The sequence below is a fragment of the Jannaschia pagri genome (assembly GCF_019655435.1).
Classification (GTDB): Bacteria; Pseudomonadota; Alphaproteobacteria; order Rhodobacterales; family Rhodobacteraceae; genus Jannaschia; species Jannaschia pagri.
Genome location: NZ_BPFH01000003.1, coordinates 266,244 through 284,542, shown reverse-complemented (window position 1 = coordinate 284,542; position 18,299 = coordinate 266,244). Strand labels below are relative to the sequence as shown.

The 18,299-nt window shown below is 61.5% G+C and carries 18 protein-coding genes; 10 read left to right on the top strand and 8 right to left on the bottom strand.

The window, feature by feature from the left end; genetic code table 11:
* Positions 1-8: 8 nt before the first annotated feature.
* From mnmE to hemJ, 3 genes are all read right to left on the bottom strand, one after another.
* Positions 9-1,292 (bottom strand): tRNA uridine-5-carboxymethylaminomethyl(34) synthesis GTPase MnmE, encoded by a 1,284-nt coding sequence (gene mnmE, locus K5R33_RS09460; protein WP_220748783.1) that lies wholly within the window; start codon positions 1,290-1,292, stop codon positions 9-11.
* Positions 1,293-1,304: 12 nt separating this feature from the next.
* Positions 1,305-2,600, bottom strand: a complete 1,296-nt coding sequence (gene rho, locus K5R33_RS09455) for a transcription termination factor Rho (RefSeq protein WP_220748782.1) — start codon at positions 2,598-2,600, stop codon at positions 1,305-1,307.
* Positions 2,601-2,731: 131 nt separating this feature from the next.
* Complete coding sequence (gene hemJ / locus K5R33_RS09450; RefSeq protein WP_220748781.1) at positions 2,732-3,166, bottom strand: protoporphyrinogen oxidase HemJ; 435 nt, start codon at positions 3,164-3,166, stop codon at positions 2,732-2,734.
* A 369-nt stretch (positions 3,167-3,535) separates the two neighbouring features.
* Between hemJ and K5R33_RS09445 the strand changes: the two genes are divergently transcribed.
* The 4 genes from K5R33_RS09445 to dnaQ are packed head-to-tail and all read left to right on the top strand — an operon-like array spanning position 3,536 to position 6,202.
* The gene (locus tag K5R33_RS09445) at positions 3,536-4,129 is read left to right on the top strand and encodes a Maf family protein (protein ID WP_220748780.1); all 594 of its coding nucleotides are present in this window, start codon (positions 3,536-3,538) and stop codon (positions 4,127-4,129) included.
* Positions 4,126-4,944 carry a shikimate dehydrogenase gene (locus tag K5R33_RS09440; protein ID WP_220748779.1) on the top strand — a complete coding sequence of 273 codons (819 nt, stop codon included), beginning with the start codon at positions 4,126-4,128 and terminating at the stop codon, positions 4,942-4,944. The genes K5R33_RS09445 and K5R33_RS09440 overlap by 4 nt, the downstream gene beginning before the upstream one ends.
* A complete protein-coding gene (gene coaE / locus K5R33_RS09435; protein WP_220748778.1) occupies positions 4,941-5,519 on the top strand; it encodes a dephospho-CoA kinase in 579 nt (192 codons plus the stop codon). The genes K5R33_RS09440 and coaE overlap by 4 nt, the downstream gene beginning before the upstream one ends.
* Positions 5,516-6,202: a DNA polymerase III subunit epsilon gene (gene dnaQ / locus K5R33_RS09430; RefSeq protein WP_220748777.1), complete on the top strand. Its 687-nt coding sequence runs from the start codon at positions 5,516-5,518 to the stop codon at positions 6,200-6,202. The genes coaE and dnaQ overlap by 4 nt, the downstream gene beginning before the upstream one ends.
* 56 nt (positions 6,203-6,258) lie before the next feature.
* Here the strand turns inward: dnaQ and secB are convergent, their stop codons facing one another.
* On the bottom strand, positions 6,259-6,795 hold the full coding sequence (gene secB / locus K5R33_RS09425) for a protein-export chaperone SecB (protein WP_220748776.1): 537 nt from the start codon (positions 6,793-6,795) through the stop codon (positions 6,259-6,261).
* 120 nt (positions 6,796-6,915) lie between these two features.
* Positions 6,916-7,410: an FxsA family protein gene (locus K5R33_RS09420; protein ID WP_220748775.1), complete on the bottom strand. Its 495-nt coding sequence runs from the start codon at positions 7,408-7,410 to the stop codon at positions 6,916-6,918.
* A gap of 111 nt (positions 7,411-7,521) precedes the next feature.
* Here K5R33_RS09420 and K5R33_RS09415 point away from each other — a divergent pair, with 111 nt between their 5' ends.
* Genes K5R33_RS09415 through K5R33_RS09405 form a run of 3 tightly spaced genes read left to right on the top strand, consistent with a single transcriptional unit; the run spans position 7,522 to position 9,642 of the window.
* Positions 7,522-8,184 (top strand): Tim44/TimA family putative adaptor protein, encoded by a 663-nt coding sequence (locus tag K5R33_RS09415; RefSeq protein WP_220748774.1) that lies wholly within the window; start codon positions 7,522-7,524, stop codon positions 8,182-8,184.
* A gap of 1 nt (position 8,185) precedes the next feature.
* Positions 8,186-9,061 (top strand): murein transglycosylase A, encoded by an 876-nt coding sequence (gene mltA / locus K5R33_RS09410; RefSeq protein ID WP_220748773.1) that lies wholly within the window; start codon positions 8,186-8,188, stop codon positions 9,059-9,061.
* Positions 9,058-9,642 carry a Smr/MutS family protein gene (locus tag K5R33_RS09405; RefSeq protein ID WP_220748772.1) on the top strand — a complete coding sequence of 195 codons (585 nt, stop codon included), beginning with the start codon at positions 9,058-9,060 and terminating at the stop codon, positions 9,640-9,642. Before mltA ends, K5R33_RS09405 begins: the two co-directional genes overlap by 4 nt.
* On the opposite strand, the gene K5R33_RS09400 is transcribed toward K5R33_RS09405, so the two are convergent.
* Together K5R33_RS09400 and hslU are read right to left on the bottom strand one after the other, a co-directional pair.
* Entirely contained in the window at positions 9,621-10,832 is a 1,212-nt protein-coding gene (locus K5R33_RS09400; protein ID WP_220748771.1) for an MFS transporter, read from the bottom strand. The genes K5R33_RS09405 and K5R33_RS09400 overlap by 22 nt on opposite strands.
* A complete protein-coding gene (gene hslU / locus K5R33_RS09395) occupies positions 10,829-12,130 on the bottom strand; it encodes an ATP-dependent protease ATPase subunit HslU (protein ID WP_220748770.1) in 1,302 nt (433 codons plus the stop codon). The genes K5R33_RS09400 and hslU overlap by 4 nt, the downstream gene beginning before the upstream one ends.
* Positions 12,131-12,265: 135 nt before the next feature.
* On the opposite strand from hslU, the gene K5R33_RS09390 reads away from it, so the two are divergent.
* Positions 12,266-12,640, top strand: a complete 375-nt coding sequence (locus K5R33_RS09390) for a DM13 domain-containing protein (RefSeq protein WP_220748769.1) — start codon at positions 12,266-12,268, stop codon at positions 12,638-12,640.
* Between the two features lie 58 nt (positions 12,641-12,698).
* On the opposite strand, the gene K5R33_RS09385 is transcribed toward K5R33_RS09390, so the two are convergent.
* Complete coding sequence (locus tag K5R33_RS09385) at positions 12,699-13,808, bottom strand: DUF2793 domain-containing protein (RefSeq protein ID WP_220748768.1); 1,110 nt, start codon at positions 13,806-13,808, stop codon at positions 12,699-12,701.
* A gap of 292 nt (positions 13,809-14,100) precedes the next feature.
* Between K5R33_RS09385 and K5R33_RS09380 the strand changes: the two genes are divergently transcribed.
* Both K5R33_RS09380 and K5R33_RS09375 read left to right on the top strand, forming a co-directional pair.
* Complete coding sequence (locus K5R33_RS09380; RefSeq protein ID WP_220748767.1) at positions 14,101-16,641, top strand: calcium-binding protein; 2,541 nt, start codon at positions 14,101-14,103, stop codon at positions 16,639-16,641.
* 131 nt (positions 16,642-16,772) lie between these two features.
* On the top strand, positions 16,773-18,296 hold the full coding sequence (locus K5R33_RS09375) for a tetratricopeptide repeat protein (protein WP_220748766.1): 1,524 nt from the start codon (positions 16,773-16,775) through the stop codon (positions 18,294-18,296).
* Positions 18,297-18,299 lie beyond the last annotated feature (3 nt).

The following is an 18,299-nucleotide window of genomic DNA, read 5'->3' as shown; positions in this document are numbered from 1 at the left end:
AAACCTCGCTACTTCCCCAGACAGAAGGACTTGAATACATCATCGAGAACGTCCTCAATTCCGATGTCACCAACGACATGCCCTAACTCGGATGACGCGGCACGTAGTCCCTCGACGACGATCTCGTCGGGCATATCATGACCTGACAGCTCAATTCCATCCAGTATCTCAACCGCCGCTGTAAGGCGACGGACATCCCGATCCCGTGTCACATAACTCGCCTTCTCGACACGCTTCGATAGAATGTCGGAGATAGACACAAGCAGGTCCGAGACGCCCTCACCAGACACAACCGAGATGTCTCCATCAGCGTTGATATCCGCTTTCGTTCGAACCGTTAGATCGTCTGGCTTATGATCCACACCAAAGTCTTCGTCGGCATCCGAGTCGCGAAGAAACAGTCGAAGGTCGGCGGCATTGGCACGTTGTCTCGCGCGATCCACGCCGATCTCCTCGACAGTATCCGTTGTGACGCGGACGCCTGCCATATCGAGGAACATAACCTTTAAACCATTCAAATCTAGGGGTTTTTCTAAAACATCACGGGTCGTGCCAGGAATATCGGACACAATAGCCACCTCATCGCGAGAGATGTAGTTCAACAGAGATGATTTCCCCACGTTAGGACGACCAACCAGAGCCACTTCAAACCCCTGGCGTAAGCTCTTGGCGTAACCAGCACCGTCCACTTCCGACCGCAAAGATCTAAGCAGACCGGACAGGATCTCACGCACCTCCGGCCAGACATCCACGGGCACCTCTTCATCCGCGAAGTCAATTGTTGCGCTCAACAACGCCATCGCACGGACCAGTTTCGCCCGCCAAGCCGAGACCTGTTCACCGAAGGCACCCCCCATAACAGCAACCGCGGCACGCCGCTGTTGCTCCGTCTCTGCGTCGATGACATCGGCCAAACCTTGAACCTGAGTCAGGTCCAGCCTGTCGTTCATCAAGGCACGTCGAGTGAATTCCCCCGGCTCGGCCAACCGGGCAAGACCGGTTTCGGATAGATGGTCCAGGGTAGCACGTACAACGGCAACGCTGCCATGAAGCTGAAGCTCGACGACATCCTCACCCGTGAAACTGCGCCCATCAGAAAAACACAGGACAACAGCCTCATCCAAGATACACCCGTCGTGGCCGCGCAGAACACGAAGGCTCGCCTGCCGATCAGGAACGTTGCCGACCCCGAGCGTTCCCAGAACTGCTTTCGCGTTCGGACCAGAAATCCGGACAACCGCGACCCCCGCCTTGCCCGGAGCCGTGGCCAAGGCAAAGATCGTGTCGGCCATGGATGTGCTCCGTCAGGAATTCATCGAATCGAAGAAATCCGAATTTGTCTTCGTCTGTTTCAGCTTCGAAATCAGGAACTCGATGGCATCGGTCGTGCCCATCGGGTTGAGGATGCGACGCAACACAAACGTCTTCTGGAGGTTGTGCGGATCGACCAACAAGTCTTCCTTCCGCGTCCCGGACTTCAAGATGTCCATGGCCGGGAAGACCCGCTTATCAGCCACCTTCCGATCCAGAACGATCTCGCTGTTACCGGTGCCTTTAAACTCTTCGAAGATCACTTCATCCATCCGGCTGCCGGTATCGATGAGCGCGGTCGCAATGATCGTCAGGGACCCGCCTTCTTCGATGTTTCTCGCGGCACCGAAGAACCGTTTCGGCCGCTGCAATGCATTGGCATCCACGCCACCGGTCAGCACCTTACCCGACGACGGAACCACGGTATTGAAGGCCCGCCCCAGACGCGTGATCGAATCGAGCAGAATGACCACATCCCGCTTATGCTCCACCAAGCGTTTCGCTTTCTCGATGACCATCTCCGACACCGCCACGTGTCGCGTGGCCGGTTCATCAAACGTGGAGGAAATGACCTCCCCCTTCACGGACCGCTGCATGTCCGTGACCTCTTCGGGCCGTTCGTCGATCAGCAAAACCATCAGGTAACACTCAGGATGGTTGGTCTCGATCGATTTGGCGATATTCTGAAGAATAACCGTCTTACCCGTGCGCGGTGGCGCCACGATCAGCGAGCGCTGACCCTTCCCGATGGGCGCAACGAGGTCGATAATGCGGGCCGACCGATCTTTGATCGTCGGATCCTCGATCTCCAACTTCAGACGCTCATCGGGGTAGAGCGGCGTCAGGTTGTCAAAGCTGACTTTGTGCCGCGCCCGCTCAGGCTCCTCGAAATTAATCGAGGTGACCTTGGTGATCGTGAAGTACCGCTCATTGTCGTCGGGGGCCTGGATGATGCCATCCACGGTATCGCCTGTCCGCAACGAATGCTGCCGGATCACATCGGGCGAAACATAAATGTCATCGGGGCCGGACAAGTAGTTCGCCTCGGGCGCCCTCAGAAAGCCGAAGCCATCTTGCAGGACCTCAAGGACGCCTTCGCCGCTAATCTCCCACCCATCATCGGCGCGTTCCCGCAGGATGGAGAACATCAGCTCTCCCTTGCGCATCGTAGAGGCGTTTTCGATGTCCAACTGTTCGGCCATGTCGACCAGAGCCTTGGGCGACGTTGCCTTCAGGTCGCGCAGGTTTAGGCGTTCGGTCGAACCGGTCTCGACAGTATCGTCGCGCATCAGAGCACTCCGTCAATGCACACGACCGTCAATCGATCAGTGGTGCAATTATATGAAAATCTGGAAAACGAACCTGGGTCAGGACGACCCGTCGTTAGCAAGCACCTACGGACGCTGCCCTAGAATGTCAATCATCCAGGCTTCACGATCACAGACACAACGATCGCGATCATCAGCACCGTCGGAACCTCGTTCATCATGCGAAAGCCCCGGCCTGTCATCGTGGACGTCTCCGCCAACAGCGCTTTCCGTTCGGCAGCACACCACATGTGAAACCAGGTCATACCCAAGACGCAGACCATCTTCACCCAGGGCCAAACCGCGCCGAAGTCCACGCCTCCCATGCCGACCATGACCAATCCAAAGATCCAACTCGACACCATGGCAGGTGTCATGATCGCCTTCAGCAGACGACTTTCCATCACATGCAGGACTGGGATCATCTCGGGGACCTCGTCCCGCTTCTCTACGTGATATACGTAGAGACGTGGCAAGTAGAACAGCCCTGCCATCCAAGCGATGATCGAGATGACATGAAGGGCCTTGGCCCAGATGTAGAAATCCATCGTGCTCTCCTTGGACCTCCCTTCCTTAATTTAAGAAGAAGAAAGAAAGAAAGATGTGTTTGTTGGTCCATGGAAATCCGGGGATAGAAACTCGTCCACACGGTTCGTCACAGATAGCGTTCGTCGATTCTAGACCGCTGGGGAAAACCATTTTTAGTATTTATAAACAAATAGTTGTTTCCTAGTATACCTGTGAAATCCCTGGGGGACGTGATGGCCAATCCGTCGCTTCTCCCAAACGAGCACGATCATTGATCCCCATGGATAACTCTCGCCAAACCTCCTAGGACTTCGCGGGTTATGCAGGCAAACGGGCTGGGTGAGGTTTTGCACCCGCTTTCGAACAAGGTTCTCCTTCTGGATGTTCACATGTCTATCCCCATCCTGACCCTGGCCTCGTCCTCCCAAACACGGCAGGCTTTGCTGCGGAACGCGGCGATCCCGTTTGAGGCGGTCCCGGCCCGGATCGATGAAATCAGCCTTCGCGACAGTCTCGTCGCCGATGGCCACACGCCTCGCAATGTGGCCGATGCCCTAGCCGAGATGAAGGCCTTGCGGGTTCGGCGGCCCGGACTGGTTTTGGGCTGCGATCAGATCCTGTCTTTCGGGACGGAGATCCTTGGGAAGCCCAGCAGTCAAGAGAACGCCATCGCGCAACTGTCTAAGTTGTCGGCACAACGCCATAAGCTCCACTCCGCCGCCGTTCTTGTGGAAGACGGCAAACCCATCTGGCGCCATGTCTCCGATGTGACGATGGTCATGCGCCGGGCCAGCGCCCCTTACATCGCGGAATATGTCGCGCGGAACTGGGACACCATCCAACATTCGGCTGGGGCCTACACCCTAGAAGGGGAGGGCGCGCGCCTGTTCCATCAGGTCCAAGGGGATTACTTTGCGGTGCTTGGATTGCCCCTTCTTCCATTGATTGATTTTCTCGTCACACGGGGGAATTTGCCGTCATGACAATCCGACTTGCAGGCGTCATCGGCGACCCGATCTCGCACAGTCGCTCGCCCCGGCTCCATGGGCATTGGCTACAGCGGTATGGGATCGATGGGCAGTACATCCCTTTGCACGTTCGGCCAGCGGATCTTCGGGCCAGTCTGGAATTGCTCCCCCGCTTGGGCCTGTCGGGGATCAACGTCACACTGCCCCACAAAGAAGCCGTGTTTGAGCTGGCCCACACCACGACGGAGCGCGCCAAGGCTGTCGGGTCCGCAAACACCCTGACGTTCGTCGATGGCCAGATCCACGCGGATAACACCGATGGATACGGGTTCCTGGCGAACCTGGACCAAGGCGCCGCAACGCGCGACCGCGCCGCGCCCGCTCTGGTCCTTGGGGCCGGCGGTGCCGCACGCGGGGTCATTGCCGCATTGCTACAGGATGGCACCGACCGCGTGACCTTGACCAATCGCACGGCCGCCCGGGCCGAAACTCTCGCCAGCCAGTTTCCCGACCGTGTTCAGGTCGTCCCATGGGATCAAGCGGAACACGCCGTTGCGGACCACGGGTTGCTCGTGAACACGACCAGCCTCGGGATGGTTGGCCAGCCCCCGTTGCAGATGTCCCTGGACCATCTCCCGCCTGAGACCATCGTTACCGATATTGTTTACACGCCACTGGAAACGCCTTTGCTGGCCTCTGCGCGGGCGCGGGGGAATGTGGTTGTCGATGGATTGGGGATGTTGCTCCACCAGGCGGTCCCTGGGTTCGAGGCCTGGTTCGGGCGGACACCCACGGTGGACTCTGACCTGCGTGCGGCCGTCCTCGCATGATCGTCGTTGGCCTCACGGGCTCCATCGGGATGGGGAAAACCACCACGGCGGCCATGTTTCGGGACCGTGGGGTGCCTGTCTGGGACGCTGATGCCGCGGTCCATCGCCTCTATGGTCCCGGTGGGGCCGCAGTGAGCGCAATTGCGGATGCCTTCCCAGAAGCCGTGCGTGACGGACAGGTAGACCGGTCCGCGCTGCGGGAGCGCATCATCACCGATCAGACGGCCCTGTCTCTGATCGAGGCCATCGTCCATCCACTCGTGGCCCAGGATCGCGCGCAATTCATTGCGACCGCCCAGGCCCCTCTGGTGGTGCTGGATGTCCCGCTGCTGTTTGAAACCGGTCTCTCCGTTGACAAGACGGTCGTGGTGACTGCTCCACCCGAGGTACAACGCGCCCGCGTGCTGGACCGTGGGACAATGTCGGAAGCGGCCTTTGATGATATTCTATCCCGTCAGATGCCGGATGCTGAAAAGCGCGCGAAGGCCGACTATGTCATCGAAACACTGTCCTTGCCTGCGGCCGCAGCCAGCGTGGACAGGATTATCGCGGATCTCACCGGAGACACCCCATGAGAGAGATCGTCCTAGATACCGAAACGACCGGGTTCGAACCCGAGTCCGGCGACCGGATCGTCGAGATCGGAGCCGTCGAACTCATCAACTACGTCCCCACGGGGCGGACCTATCACCAATACATCAACCCTGAACGGTCGATGCCCCAAGGTGCCTTCGAGGTGCATGGCTTAGGCGATGACTTCCTCAAGGACTTCCCCGTTTTCGCGCAGGTGGGGCAAGCCTTCGTCGACTTCATCGGGGATGCGAAACTGGTCATCCACAACGCCGCTTTCGACATGAAGTTTCTCAACGCGGAACTCGGCTGGATGGGCTTGGCCCGGCTCCCGATGGACCGAGCGCTGGACACGCTCGCCATTGCACGCAGCAAGTTCCCAGGGTCTCCAGCATCGCTGGATGCGCTCTGTCGCCGGTTTGGGATCGACAATTCTGCACGGGAAAAGCACGGCGCCTTGCTCGACAGCGAGATCCTAGCAGAGGTTTATCTGGAACTGATCGGTGGTCGGCAACCAACGCTCACCCTGGCGGGCCAACAGCGGACCACTCAAGTGTCCGGGGAGGTGTGGAAAGCCTATGCGCGCCCGACCCCGCTGCCATCCCGACTGAGCGAGACGGAACGTCATGCACATGATGCCCATGTGGCCGCTCTGGGCGAAGATGCGGTCTGGAAAACGTATCGGTAGTTGAGGTGTCGGGGACCCCAGCGAAGGTCCCCAACTTTTTATCCGACGCTTGGCCCTTAGGACGGCGTTGCCTGGGCAGCCTCAGCCTGGGCGCGGCGCGTGATCTCGTTGCGGTACAGCGACACGAAATCGATGGTTTCCAGGTTCAGCGGCGGGAACCCTCCGTCGCGGGTCACATCGGATACGATCCGGCGCAAGAACGGGAACAGGGTGCGCGGGCATTCAATCAACAGGTAGGGGTGCAACTGGTTGTCGGGCACGTTCGAGATCGCGAAAATCCCGGCATAGTCCAACTCCATGGCAAAGATCGTGTCTTCGCCGCCCTTCACCTTTGCGGTGATGTTCAGCTTACATGCGACCTCGAACTGACCGTCCTGCTGCCGCTTTCGGGCATCCAGACCAACCTGCACGTTGATGTCGGGCTGTCCGTCCATCGTCTTGCCCTTTTGGGCAGCAACGTTTTCGAAGGACATGTCGCGCACGAATTGGCCCAAGACCTTCATCTGCGGCATTTGCGGCTGGGCCTCGGTCGCGCCGTTGGTCGGGGCGGCGGAAGCTTCGGGGGCGGGAACGGTATCGTCCGTGTCGGCCATTTGGGGTCTCTCCGGCTAGGCGTCAGTTGGTTGACCGCTCGTTAACAGAGGCAACCCCCCCTCACAACAGAGAGGGTCCAATCCGACGACCGACCAGGGGTGATAGACCAGGTGTGTTCGCTACCTTTGGTCTGTGTCGCGATCATCTGGCGAGGTCCAACCCGAAGGACCCGACTTGCGGTGCACCTCCACATAGTCCCCATCGATCACAGTGTCTTGAGGCCCGTGGGGCCGCTGGGCAGGGCCTTGGCCCATGGTAAAGCTCTGGACATTAATGCGCGACCGGATCGCCGAGAGAAGGGCATCGCGCACCTGCGGCACCAGCAGGGAAAACCCAACCGCGTCCGTAAAGAAACCTGGTGTCAACAGTAACAGCCCTGACGCCAGGATCATCGCGCCATGGGCGAGGGGCCGCGTCGGATCGCTCAACCGATTGAACGACGTCTGCACGGCACGCAGTTGCGCCAATCCCTGCCGACGAACCAGGTAAGTTCCCGCCAAGGCGGTCAGCACCACAATCAGCAGTGTCGGCCACAGGCCCAACCATCCACCGACCTGAATAAACAGGGCGATTTCCACGATTGGGACCAAAACGAACAGGGCAAACAGCCACATGGTACCTCTCTCGTCTGGGGTCGCTTCCCTTGACCCCCACCGGGTTTTACATATGTGCCCTGTGTAGGATACCAAGCCTGCGACCCCAACCTTGGGCCGAGATTGCGAAGGATGAACGACGCCGTGTTACTACAACTTATCGTATTGGCGGCGATCGCCCTGTTCCTGGTGATCCGTCTCAAGAACGTTCTGGGCAAGCGGACCGGCTTTGAAAAGCCGACGGTTCTAGGCAGCCCGGCGGAGTCGCCGGTCCGGCGTGATTTTGAGGTCATCGAAGGGGGACCTGACCGGGACATCACCGATCACGTGGATGATGGGACACCCTCCGCAAAGGCCCTAGCCGCCATGAAAGAGGCAGAGCCTGGTTTTGTGGTGACGGAGTTTGTCGCCGGGGCGCGCGGCGCCTACGAGATGATCCTGATGGCCTTTGAGAGCGGCGATCTGGGCGACGTGCAGCCCTTCCTGTCCGAAGACGTCTACGAAGCCTTCCTGTCGGTGATCTCCGACCGTGAAGATAAGGGCCTGAGGGTCGAAGCGAACTTCATCGGCGTGCGGGAGACATCCCTGGAAGAGGCCGAATTTGATGCCGCGACGAACGAGGGTCAGGTTACGATCCGTTTCGTGGGTGAGCTGACCAGCGTCGTCAAAGACCAAGACGGCACCGTGGTCGAAGGCAATCCGAACGAAATCAAAAAGCAGCGCGACATCTGGACCTTCGCGCGCGAGATGGGATCGGACGATCCGAACTGGAAGCTCGTCGCCACGGGCGGCTGATATGGCTGCCCCGCGCGCAACTCTGGCCGCCCCCGAAACGGGGCGGCTTTCGTTTTCGGACCTGCCGGGTTGGCGGGAGGATGACCTGGCCCTTGCCCGGAGGGTTTTTGAGCGCTCTTCCGCACCCCAGTCGGTCCAACACGCCAGATCTGTCTTCGAGACTGACTTTGCTTTGGGACATCCAGTGTCGTGTCACCTGACGGGATACTACGAGCCGGAGATTGAAGGCAGCTTACACGCGACCGATCAGTTTCCGGTCCCGCTCCATGGCGTCCCGGAGACGCCCTGCACCCTGACACGCGCGCAAATTGAAGGGGGCTTCGACGGCCCGGTTCTTGCCTGGGTACGCGACCATGTGGAGCGGTTCTTTCTTCAGGTCCAGGGATCCGGGCGTCTGCGCTTGCAGGACGGGACCACGTTGCGCCTCGGGTTTGGGGCAAAGACGGCACACCCTTATCGCTCCATAGGTCAGGTCTTGCGGGATCGTGGTGAGGTGCCCGTGGATGTCACGGCGGATCAGGTCAAAGACTGGCTCCGCGCCGACCCAGAACGGGGCCGCGCAATGATGGCGCGTAACCCGAGTTACGTGTTCTTTCGCGTTCAAAATCTTCCTGACACTACCGGTCCCATCGGAACCCTCGGTCTGCCAGTGACGGCCGGTCGATCCATTGCCGTCGACCCGGACCACATCCCCCTTGGGACACTCGTTTGGCTGGACGCAGGGGGGGTCACGCGCCTGTGCATCGCCCAGGACACCGGCTCCGCGATCAAAGGCCCCGGTCGTGTCGACCTGTTCATGGGAACAGGCGCGGAGGCGGGTCATCGCGCTGGGGCCTTGAACGCCACCGGTCGTCTAATCCCGCTGGTGCGCAGATGAAACGTCGGCGTCTGTCGCCAGAGGATCGCGACCTTTGGCAACGTTACACAAAGACGGCGGACCGCCTGGCGGAGTCTCGTGCCGCGCCAGTGCCCGAGGCGCCGACCCCACCCGTTCCTAATCCCGTGGCACCGAGGCGGATTGACCCGTTCAAGCTGGGTGCCCAAGCGCGTCCACAGACCTCAACCCACGCCCTCGCCCCCAGCATCAGCGAGCAGGTTGCCGCCGCGCCCCTCCGCATGGATGCCAAAGCCCACAAACGGATGAAGGCCGGCAAACTGCGGCCCGAGGGTAAGCTGGATCTGCATGGAATGACCCTGGCGACCGCACAGCCCGCGCTGACCCGTTTTGTCATGGCGGCCCATGCGGACGGAAAGCGTCTCATCCTGGTGGTGACGGGCAAGGGTAAGTCCAAGCCGAGCCAGACGGTCATGCCCAATCGTCTCGGCGTTTTGAAACATCAGGTGCCCATGTGGCTGACGATGGCGCCCCTATCGTCAGTTGTCTTACAGGTCACCGAGGCGAACCGCAGCCACGGGGGGACCGGGGCGTATTACGTCTATCTCCGGCGGGCGCGGTGAATTCCCAAGGTGGCCAGCGCTGCCGCAAAGACGAAGTAGACGGCGATGGCTGTCATCTGGTCCGGGAAGGTGAGACCTCGGTCGATGATCCAACCCGTCAACCCCGGTCCCAGCGCCGACCCTAAGACCATAATGGCAGCGGCAAGTGCCTTGATCGCTCCTAGATGTTGCGTGCCATAGAACTCCGCCCAGAACGCGGTCGGAACAGTCGCTTGTAACCCGGTCCCGAGGCCGAAGACAGCGAGTGCCAGGGCCGCGCCACCAAGACTTTGCGTCCATCCCATCAACAGAAACGCCAGCGCGAACGGGAGAAGGTACACCCGGATCAACCGACCCGCGCCGACCCGGTCCAACACCATGCCGGAGGTCAGCGTTACGACCACGGATACCAACGTAAAAAGCGGCAGCAGCGCAACATATCCCGCAAGGGTCCAGCCCTTGGTCTCGACCAGGTGGACCTGGTGGAAAAACAGCGCTGTCCCAAAGGCGGGTGGCCCGAGGAGGAGGGGGACCAGCGCCCAGAACAGGCCGTGGCGCAGCATTTGCCCCCGGGTCCAGTGGCGCCCGCCCAGGCCTGTCACTGCCGTCTCGGTCGCGATGCTCTGGGGGGTACGCTCCGTCCGCAAGAGGCGCAGGACAACAGGGATGGAGACAAGGACCGCCCCGGCTGCGAAACACCAGAGCCACCGCCAGTCGATCACTGCCATGCCCGCGACAAAGACGATGGGAAGCACAGCCTGGCCTAAGGCGAAGCCCATGGCGGAGATCGACAGGGCGCGTCCACGGGTGGCCACGAACCAGCGCGCCATGGCGAGGGCGGCCAGGTGGCTCATCATTCCTTGACCGGCGAAGCGCAACAGAAAGACCGTCAGCGCGAGACCTGCCACATGGCTCGCCCCCGCCATCATCAGGCAGGCAAGGATCAGCAGCAGGCTGGTCGCGACGGCCAATTGCCGGATCCGCAATCGGTCGCTGACCGGCCCAACAAAGACCATGACCGCCGCCGAAATCGTCGTCGCGACGGCATAGAGCGCGCCCCATTGCCCGTCGGTCAGGGAAAAGTCTGCCATGATCTGCCCCGCGAAGAGGCCGATGAAGAAGGTTTGGCCATAGCTCGATGTGAACGAGATCAGGACCCCGGCGGAGAGAAAGGGCGCGTTGTCCCGCAGGAACGCGCCCGTGCTGGTCACAACACGTATCGTGACAGGTCGGTCGATTTCGCGAGCTCGCCCAATTGGGTCTCCACGAAGCTGGCGTCGATGGTGACCTCCGTCCCGCCTTGATCTGGCGCGTCGAAGGACAATTCCTCGAACACGCGCTCCAACACCGTGTAGAGCCGTCGCGCGCCGATGTTCTCGACACTCTCGTTCACCTGCGCCGCGATCCGGGCCAGGGCCGCGATGCCCTCGTCGGTGAAGGTCACTGTGACCTCTTCGGTGGCCATCAGGGCGGTGTACTGACGGGTCAGGGCATTGTCGGTTTCCGTCAAGATCCGCACGAAATCCGCCTCAGTCAGGGCGCGCAACTCGACCCGGATGGGCAGACGACCCTGCAACTCGGGCAACAGATCCGACGGCTTGGCGATGTGGAAGGCGCCGGAGGCGATGAACAAGATATGGTCTGTTTTCACGGCGCCGTGCTTGGTCGAGACGGTCGTCCCCTCGATCAGCGGTAGCAGGTCGCGCTGCACGCCCTCGCGGCTGACATCGCCGCCCCGGGCATCCTGACGGGCGGCGACCTTGTCGATTTCATCGATGAAGACGATGCCGTTCTGTTCCACGGCGCGCACGGCTTCGCGGGTCACCGCCTCGGGATCGAGCAGCTTGTCGGCCTCTTCGTCGATCAGCAAGTCGTAGGAGGCCGCGACGGTGAGACGCTTTTTCACGGTGCGCTGCATCATCTTGCCGAAGAGTTCGCCCAGATTGGCCATCTGGTCCATGCCGGGCTGTCCCGGGATCGCCATGCCGCCCATGGGGTTCGAGGTATCGGCGACCTCCAGTTCAATCACCTTGTCGTCCAACTCACCGGCGCGCAGCTTTTTGCGGAATGCCTCGCGCGTGCCGTCCCGCGCGTCTTCGCCCGCGATTGCGGTGATCACGCGGTCTTCGGCGGCGGAATGGGCCTTGGCTTTCACCTCTTCGCGCATTTGTTCGCGGATCATCAGTTGAGCCGCATCGACCAGATCGCGGATGATCTGCTCCACGTCGCGGCCCACGTAGCCCACTTCGGTGAACTTCGTGGCCTCGACCTTCAGAAAGGGCGCGCGGGCCAGTTTGGCCAAGCGGCGGCTGATCTCGGTCTTACCGACACCGGTCGGCCCGATCATGAGGATGTTCTTCGGATAGACTTCGTCCCGCAGGTCGTCGCCCAACTGCTTGCGGCGCCAGCGGTTGCGCAGGGCCACGGCCACGGCGCGTTTGGCGTCCTTCTGGCCGATGATGAAACGGTCGAGCTCGGACACGATTTCGCGCGGGGTCAGGTCGGTCATGGGTCTCTCCTTACCTGGGCCTACGTAAGGAACGTTCACGGAAACGCAACGGCGGTCACGTCCCCGTGGGTGGGGCTATGCCTCGCTAAGGTGGTCGATGCACAGTCCCCCCACACCATAGCACCGGAGATATCCATGTACCGTCGTTCTTTTATGCTGTCCGTCGCCACGGGCGTTGCCGCCTTACCCGCTGGATCCCTGTTGGCCGGAGGGCACGGGCGCCTGGGCAGTTTCACGGGCGCCTCGAACCATGTGACCACCGGCACCGCAGAGATCGCAGGAAACCAAGTCAATCTGCTGGCGGATTTCACCTTTGATGGGGCGCCCGACCCCAAGGTTGCCCTGGGTCGCAACGGATATGATCCCTCGACCCTCATGGGTCCGCTGACATCGGACACTGGCGCCAGCAGCTACACGATCCCAGCGGGCATTAACCCGAGCCAGTACAATGAGGTCTGGATCTGGTGTGAGCGGTTCAATGTCCCGTTGGGCGTTGCCAAGCTGAAGTAATTCTCGCGTCTTCTCAAAGCGTCTGACCCGCCGTAAACCGGGTCGGACGCCGGACCGATTAGGCCCAGCGCCCCACGGCCATAACGCGGGCCAGGGCGTAGTCGCCCGACGCAAAGTTGCTCATCCCGGCGATGCGATACTGCCGGAAAGTGACCGCGGTCGTGCTTGGCGGCAAATGCGTCCGCAAACCCAGGCTCGTAACGAACGGTGTGCAGTGATCGTTGACGCTGTCGTCGTCCAGATGGCTCGTAATGATCAGATCCGCAGGATCGATGAACGACACGGGAAATGTCCAGGTGCCCTCGATCCGGGAGCTTGCCACCTGGGTGAGCGTGATCTCCGCCGTGCAAATGAGCGTCCCATCAGCCATTTTGACGAAGTTTCCCGTGGCGGTCGTGCCCCGCTCCAGGACACCTCCCGTCGGGACGGCGCCCGCCCCCATGGACACGGGCGCCAACAGGTTGCCAGGGCCATACCCCCAATCCGCGCGCATCAAGCGGCCAGGTGTTGTGTCGTTAGCCGTGTCTTGAACCGCCGCGCCGTCCACCAAGCCTGTCGCCGGATCAACGCGCAGGGCCGTGGTCCAGGCCGTGCCGTCGGCGCTCACTTTGATGGACCAGGCATCCTCGCCGGCGCATCCCATCTCCGCGCGGCCAGACCAATTCGTCTGAAACAAAAGGCTATTGGTGTCAGCGGCGGTGGCTTTGTTAACTTTGATCTGATGTCCCGCCCCATCATGGGTCAGAAGCGTCGCCTCCGCCGAGACCGCCAGGCGGTTCGTCGTATCCGCCGACGTGTTGAGGCCAAGGGTGGTCAGGGGCCCCTGACCGACCACCGGCTGCCAGTCCGTGCCGTCAAACACGGCATCTGCCCCGAGCGAGACGACATGGGTTCGCCACCCCGCGCTGGGCGAGTAATAGACCCACCCCCCGCCCAGAAGCGCCGCGATCTGACCGGATTTGCCAAGCCAGTCGCCCGTGGCCCCGGCCCCAACGATATGGCGGTCGCCCTCCGCTGGGGTCGCGGGGGGTTCGGTCCGGTCCATGTCGGCCACGACCAGTTGAACCAGCGCGTCGAGCGCAGCCATCGCCTCGTTGTGGGTCACGTGCTTTTGCGCCTGGGACGCCTGGATCAACGGAAGATCGAGGATTGGGGTGGTTTGGGACATGGCTGGCTCCGGACCGACAGGTGAGACGAAAATCGCAGGGACCCTCCCGTTGAGCACTTAACGATCCGTTAACCGACACCCACCAGCGGGCGGCCCTTGGAGGGTCGTCCGGCCCAGGGTCGTCCTGTGAGGGCAGCGGCCAGCGGAGCCCGGGGGGGGAGGGGAATTAACCTTCTAAAATTAAATAAGAAATTTCTGGAATGTCCAGATTTTCGCCGCGGGCTTTGCACGCGCTGATCCGCCATTCCGCCACGCCTGACCTGCATCTCCATCTTACCCGATGGAGACCGCCATGACCCTGCGTAGTGCAGACCTTTCCCAGACCTGGACGGCTGAGTCAGATCCCTATCTGACTGATGTCACGGACATATCTGTTGGTGTCGGCGGTCGTATCTTCACAACGACCCATGCGGGAAACGCGGGCATCGCCTCGTGGTCCATGACCGGCTCGCGCGTTACGCGCACGGGCACAGCCGACTTACCGGCGGGCGCCGCCGTGGGGATATCGACGCAGCTTACGCAGATCGAGACTGGATCGGCTTCGTATCTGTTCGCTTGGGGTTTGGATGGACCCGGTCAAATGACCGTTCAGACGAACGGTCGCTTGGCGCGATTGAACGACGGCGATCAGGAGGTTCTTCCGTCTGACCTGCGCTCCTTAGAAATGGTCGAGGTTGACGGCACGTTCCACCTTTATGGCTCTCGCGCCGGGGATCGGAAGGTTCACCATTGGGTTTTGACCGACGATGGGGCGATGCAATCCCGTGGTCCCGAAGACGCCCTGGCCCGCGTGGGTCCCTTCGGTCTGACCGATCTGGCCAGCATTTCCGTCGGGGACAGAACGTGGCTTGTGGGCACAGGCGACGGGTTCGATACGCTGATCAGCTATGAAGTCGAAGATAACGGCCTACTTCGGCGAGACGGGCGGATCGCTCCCGCCGATGGCCCGGGCGTTCAGGCGCCCACAACCGTCGCGACCGCCGTGATTGACGGAACGGCCTATGTCTTGGTTGGCGGGGCTGGCTCCAACAGCCTGAGCGTTTTCATCCTCGACCGGTTCGGGAATTTCACGGCGACGGATCATGTGCTGGACGACCTCTCCACACGGTTTCAGTCCATCGGCACCTTGCAAACCCACACGGTGAAGGGCGCCACCTACGTTCTGGCGACGGGCGCCGATGATGGCGCGACGATCTTCCAATTATTGCCCGGTGGTCGTTTGCTCCACCGCGTAACTGTGCAGGACGAACTCAACACGGGTCTTGCCAACCTCAGTGCTGCAACCCTGACCGACCGCGGCGGCGATCTGATCCTCCTGGCGGCGAGCGCCACCGAACCAGGCCTCACCATGATTTCGATCCCCACGGGTGAGGCAGGGGAGACGGTGGTCTTGGACGATGACGGCGGCACGGCCAATGGAACGACCGGGGATGATGTGCTTGCCGGTGCTGATGGGGACGACAGGCTGTTGGGTGGCGATGGTGATGACATCCTCATGGATGGCGCGGGCAACGACGTCTTGACGGGTGGCGCCGGGGCAGATGTCTTCGTCTTCCATCCCGATGGTGAAGCGGACCGGATCTCGGATTTTGAGGTCGGCGTGGACCGGCTGGATCTGTCTGGCTGGATGTTCCTGCGAAACCCAATGCAACTGTCGGTGGCACCGACGGACGATGGCGCAACCATTACGTTCGGGTCTGAAACCCTCCACATAGAGACAGCCGATACCGAGCCCTTGACCCGCGCCACGCTCCTTTCAGATCAAGTGATCGGTCTTGATCGGATACTGCCTGCGTGGATGGAGGAAGAGACCATCGCCATTCCGGCGCCCATCGGCGTGAAAGACCCACCGCCGCCCACCGAGGGCACGGATGCCGATGACACATTATCCGGTGGGGCAGATGCTGATTCCCTCTCGGGCGGCGCTGGCGACGACTCGCTGGTTGGCGGTGGCGGTGCCGATACGTTGGACGGTGGCGTCGGACACGATGTGATATCCGGTGGGCAAGGCGATGACCGTCTGGTCGGTGGCGCTGGCGATGACACGCTGACCGGTGACGACGGTGGCGACAGCCTGGAGGCTGGGGCCGGGTCCGATGTGCTTTCTGGCGGTACGGGTAATGACACGCTCTCCGGTGGATCCGGGGGCGATCAACTGACCGGTGACGCGGGCTCGGACCAATTGCTTGGCGGGTCTGGAAACGACACCCTTGCGGGTGGCGGCGGGGCGGACACGCTGGATGGGGGGACAGGCGCCGATCGGTTGGATGGCGGGCAGGGCAGCGATACCTACCGTATCGACGCTCGCAACGACCGCGTCTTCGAGGTGTCAGGCGCCGGGGATGACACGATCCTGGCCACCGCCGAGGTGACCCTTGGTGCCGCAGCCGTTGAACACATCATCTTAGAGGGACGCGGGAACCTGCGGGTGAACGGCAATGGTTTCGCGACGGAAATCATCGGAAACGCCGGGTCCAACATTCTGGTCGGCGGCGGTGGAGAGGACACGATCACTGGCGCGGGTGGTCGCGATTACTTCGCGTTTCAGATCACGGACCCGCCCGGTCCGGCGCTGATCCGCGATTTCACCCCAGGGGATAAGCTGGCGTTGGATGATCGCTACTTTGGCCTGGGCGATGGCCGGATTGATCCGCGCGACGTGACTGAGGCGCAGGCGGCCTCGGCGCTGGGCTCGGGTGCGGTGCGGTACGACCAACGCACGGGATCACTGTTTATTGACACGGATGGGCGGCGTGGTCCTGCCGAACCTGAACTGATCCTCCGGCTTGAAAACACCCCCAGTTTGACCGCCGATGACGTCCTATTGTTCTGATCGGGCGCTGGTCCCATGTGATGGCGGCGGGGCCGTTTGCTGCAACCGGTCGCGGTTTTTTTGGATAAAACCCGATTAAGGTTCGGCGATAATTCCGCTAAACCCGGCGGGACACTGAATGGAGAGGTCCCGTGACGACAGAAATTTCGACGTCCGCCGATGCCGATCTAGCCGCGCTCTTGGAGGAAGTCCGAGAGTTTCTCGCCGAGCGGGAAGGCGAAAGTGCGCTCATGGCGCTCGACGATGAACCCGACCTGACGACTGGCCCCGAAGCGGAGCTTTTGCGCGCGGAAGCGCAAATTCAGATGGCCGAGGATTTTGATGAAGCCCTGATTACCCTGGAACGGGCGGCGCGTGCCAAGGCTGACCCGGCGTCCGTTGCCACGCTCTATAAGCGGGTGCGCATGGCCGATGTGAACCTGAAGAAACAGGCAAGCCTGCTCAGCTGGATCACCGAACGCTTGGACGACGCCGATCTTGCCGTATCCCTCGCCAAGTTGCAGATGCGCCGCGAACAGCCAACGCTGGCCGAGCGGGCGGCGAACCGGGCCTTGGATATCGACCCAGGCATGCCGGAGGCGCACCGCGCGCTCTATGTTGCGATCCTGCGGTCTGAGACACCGGAACGGGCCGTGGATGCCATTCGCGAAGCGCTCGTCGTGGCCCGTCGCAACCCGCGCTATCCGGCGATCATGTCGACGCTTGCGGGGATGGAGCCGAGCGAGGCCGATGCCCTCAAGACCGAGATGATCGACCATTGGCCCGAAAGCCTTGGCCGCCACCTGCGCGTGGGCGACTTGGACATCCGCAACGACGCGGATTTCAAGCCGGAGGCCAACGGCGTGTATCGCCTTGCCTTGCAAGGCCAGCGGGATGACGCCCTGGCCAAAGCCGAAGATATGATCGAGCGGAAGCAGGGCCGTGGCTTGTCCGCGCAAGATGAGGTCATGGCCGAGGTCCTGACGCTTCTGCCTGGTCCCCAAGACCGCAAACGCCCCTTGGTCGAAGACACGAACGCCGAAGTTATCGCGTCGGAGCCGTCACAAACCGGCGTCACGCTCTTGTGCTTCACCGATCTGACCCACCGCTTGAACTATGACTTTGAGGTCATCGATGCCTTTGCCGCGCGCAGCGGTGCGGCAACGCTCTTCCTGCGGGACCATTCGTTCCGTTTGTTCATTGGTGGCATTGGCTCGCTCGCGTCGGATCGTGCCGGTACGATTGCCGCGATTAAGGACAAGCTCGCGGATCTCAAGACGGAGCGCTTGCTGGTCATGGGGCTCAGCTCCGGGGGCTTTAGTGCCATCAGCTACGCGCGGGAACTCGGCGCCGAAAAGGTCCTTGGTCTCAGCGTTGCGACCTCCATCGGGCGGTTCCTGCGGGGCGACGACCGTCGCGCGCGCATGTTGATCGCCCGCCTCAATCGGAGTTTTGCACCCGAGGAGCTGGATCTGAATGCCGTCTTGCCGACTATCGACAGCCAGTGTCCGGTCGATTTGTACTACGGCATCAACAACGCGACCGACCGCGGGCATTCCGAGGATATCGGGGGCCTGCCCGGCGTAACCCTGCACCCGATGGAGGGTCACGCCCGCCATCAGGTCTTGCCGGATCTTATCCGACGCGGGACGTTCCAGGCGTTCTTGGACAGTTAAGAC

What these genes read in the sequence shown, in the direction of transcription:
- K5R33_RS09415 (WP_220748774.1), top strand. Translation starts at nt 7,522, where the DNA reads ATGAACGACGCCGTGTTACTACAACTTATCGTATTGGCGGCGATCGCC.
- mltA (WP_220748773.1), top strand. Translation starts at nt 8,186, where the DNA reads ATGGCTGCCCCGCGCGCAACTCTGGCCGCCCCCGAAACGGGGCGGCTT.
- K5R33_RS09385 (WP_220748768.1), bottom strand. Translation starts at nt 13,808, where the DNA reads ATGTCCCAAACCACCCCAATCCTCGATCTTCCGTTGATCCAGGCGTCC.
- dnaQ (WP_220748777.1), top strand. Translation starts at nt 5,516, where the DNA reads ATGAGAGAGATCGTCCTAGATACCGAAACGACCGGGTTCGAACCCGAG.
- K5R33_RS09380 (WP_220748767.1), top strand. Translation starts at nt 14,101, where the DNA reads ATGACCCTGCGTAGTGCAGACCTTTCCCAGACCTGGACGGCTGAGTCA.
- mnmE (WP_220748783.1), bottom strand. Translation starts at nt 1,292, where the DNA reads ATGGCCGACACGATCTTTGCCTTGGCCACGGCTCCGGGCAAGGCGGGG.
- rho (WP_220748782.1), bottom strand. Translation starts at nt 2,600, where the DNA reads ATGCGCGACGATACTGTCGAGACCGGTTCGACCGAACGCCTAAACCTG.
- coaE (WP_220748778.1), top strand. Translation starts at nt 4,941, where the DNA reads ATGATCGTCGTTGGCCTCACGGGCTCCATCGGGATGGGGAAAACCACC.
- hslU (WP_220748770.1), bottom strand. Translation starts at nt 12,130, where the DNA reads ATGACCGACCTGACCCCGCGCGAAATCGTGTCCGAGCTCGACCGTTTC.
- K5R33_RS09445 (WP_220748780.1), top strand. Translation starts at nt 3,536, where the DNA reads ATGTCTATCCCCATCCTGACCCTGGCCTCGTCCTCCCAAACACGGCAG.
- K5R33_RS09420 (WP_220748775.1), bottom strand. Translation starts at nt 7,410, where the DNA reads ATGTGGCTGTTTGCCCTGTTCGTTTTGGTCCCAATCGTGGAAATCGCC.
- K5R33_RS09440 (WP_220748779.1), top strand. Translation starts at nt 4,126, where the DNA reads ATGACAATCCGACTTGCAGGCGTCATCGGCGACCCGATCTCGCACAGT.
- secB (WP_220748776.1), bottom strand. Translation starts at nt 6,795, where the DNA reads ATGGCCGACACGGACGATACCGTTCCCGCCCCCGAAGCTTCCGCCGCC.
- K5R33_RS09390 (WP_220748769.1), top strand. Translation starts at nt 12,266, where the DNA reads ATGTACCGTCGTTCTTTTATGCTGTCCGTCGCCACGGGCGTTGCCGCC.
- K5R33_RS09405 (WP_220748772.1), top strand. Translation starts at nt 9,058, where the DNA reads ATGAAACGTCGGCGTCTGTCGCCAGAGGATCGCGACCTTTGGCAACGT.
- hemJ (WP_220748781.1), bottom strand. Translation starts at nt 3,166, where the DNA reads ATGGATTTCTACATCTGGGCCAAGGCCCTTCATGTCATCTCGATCATC.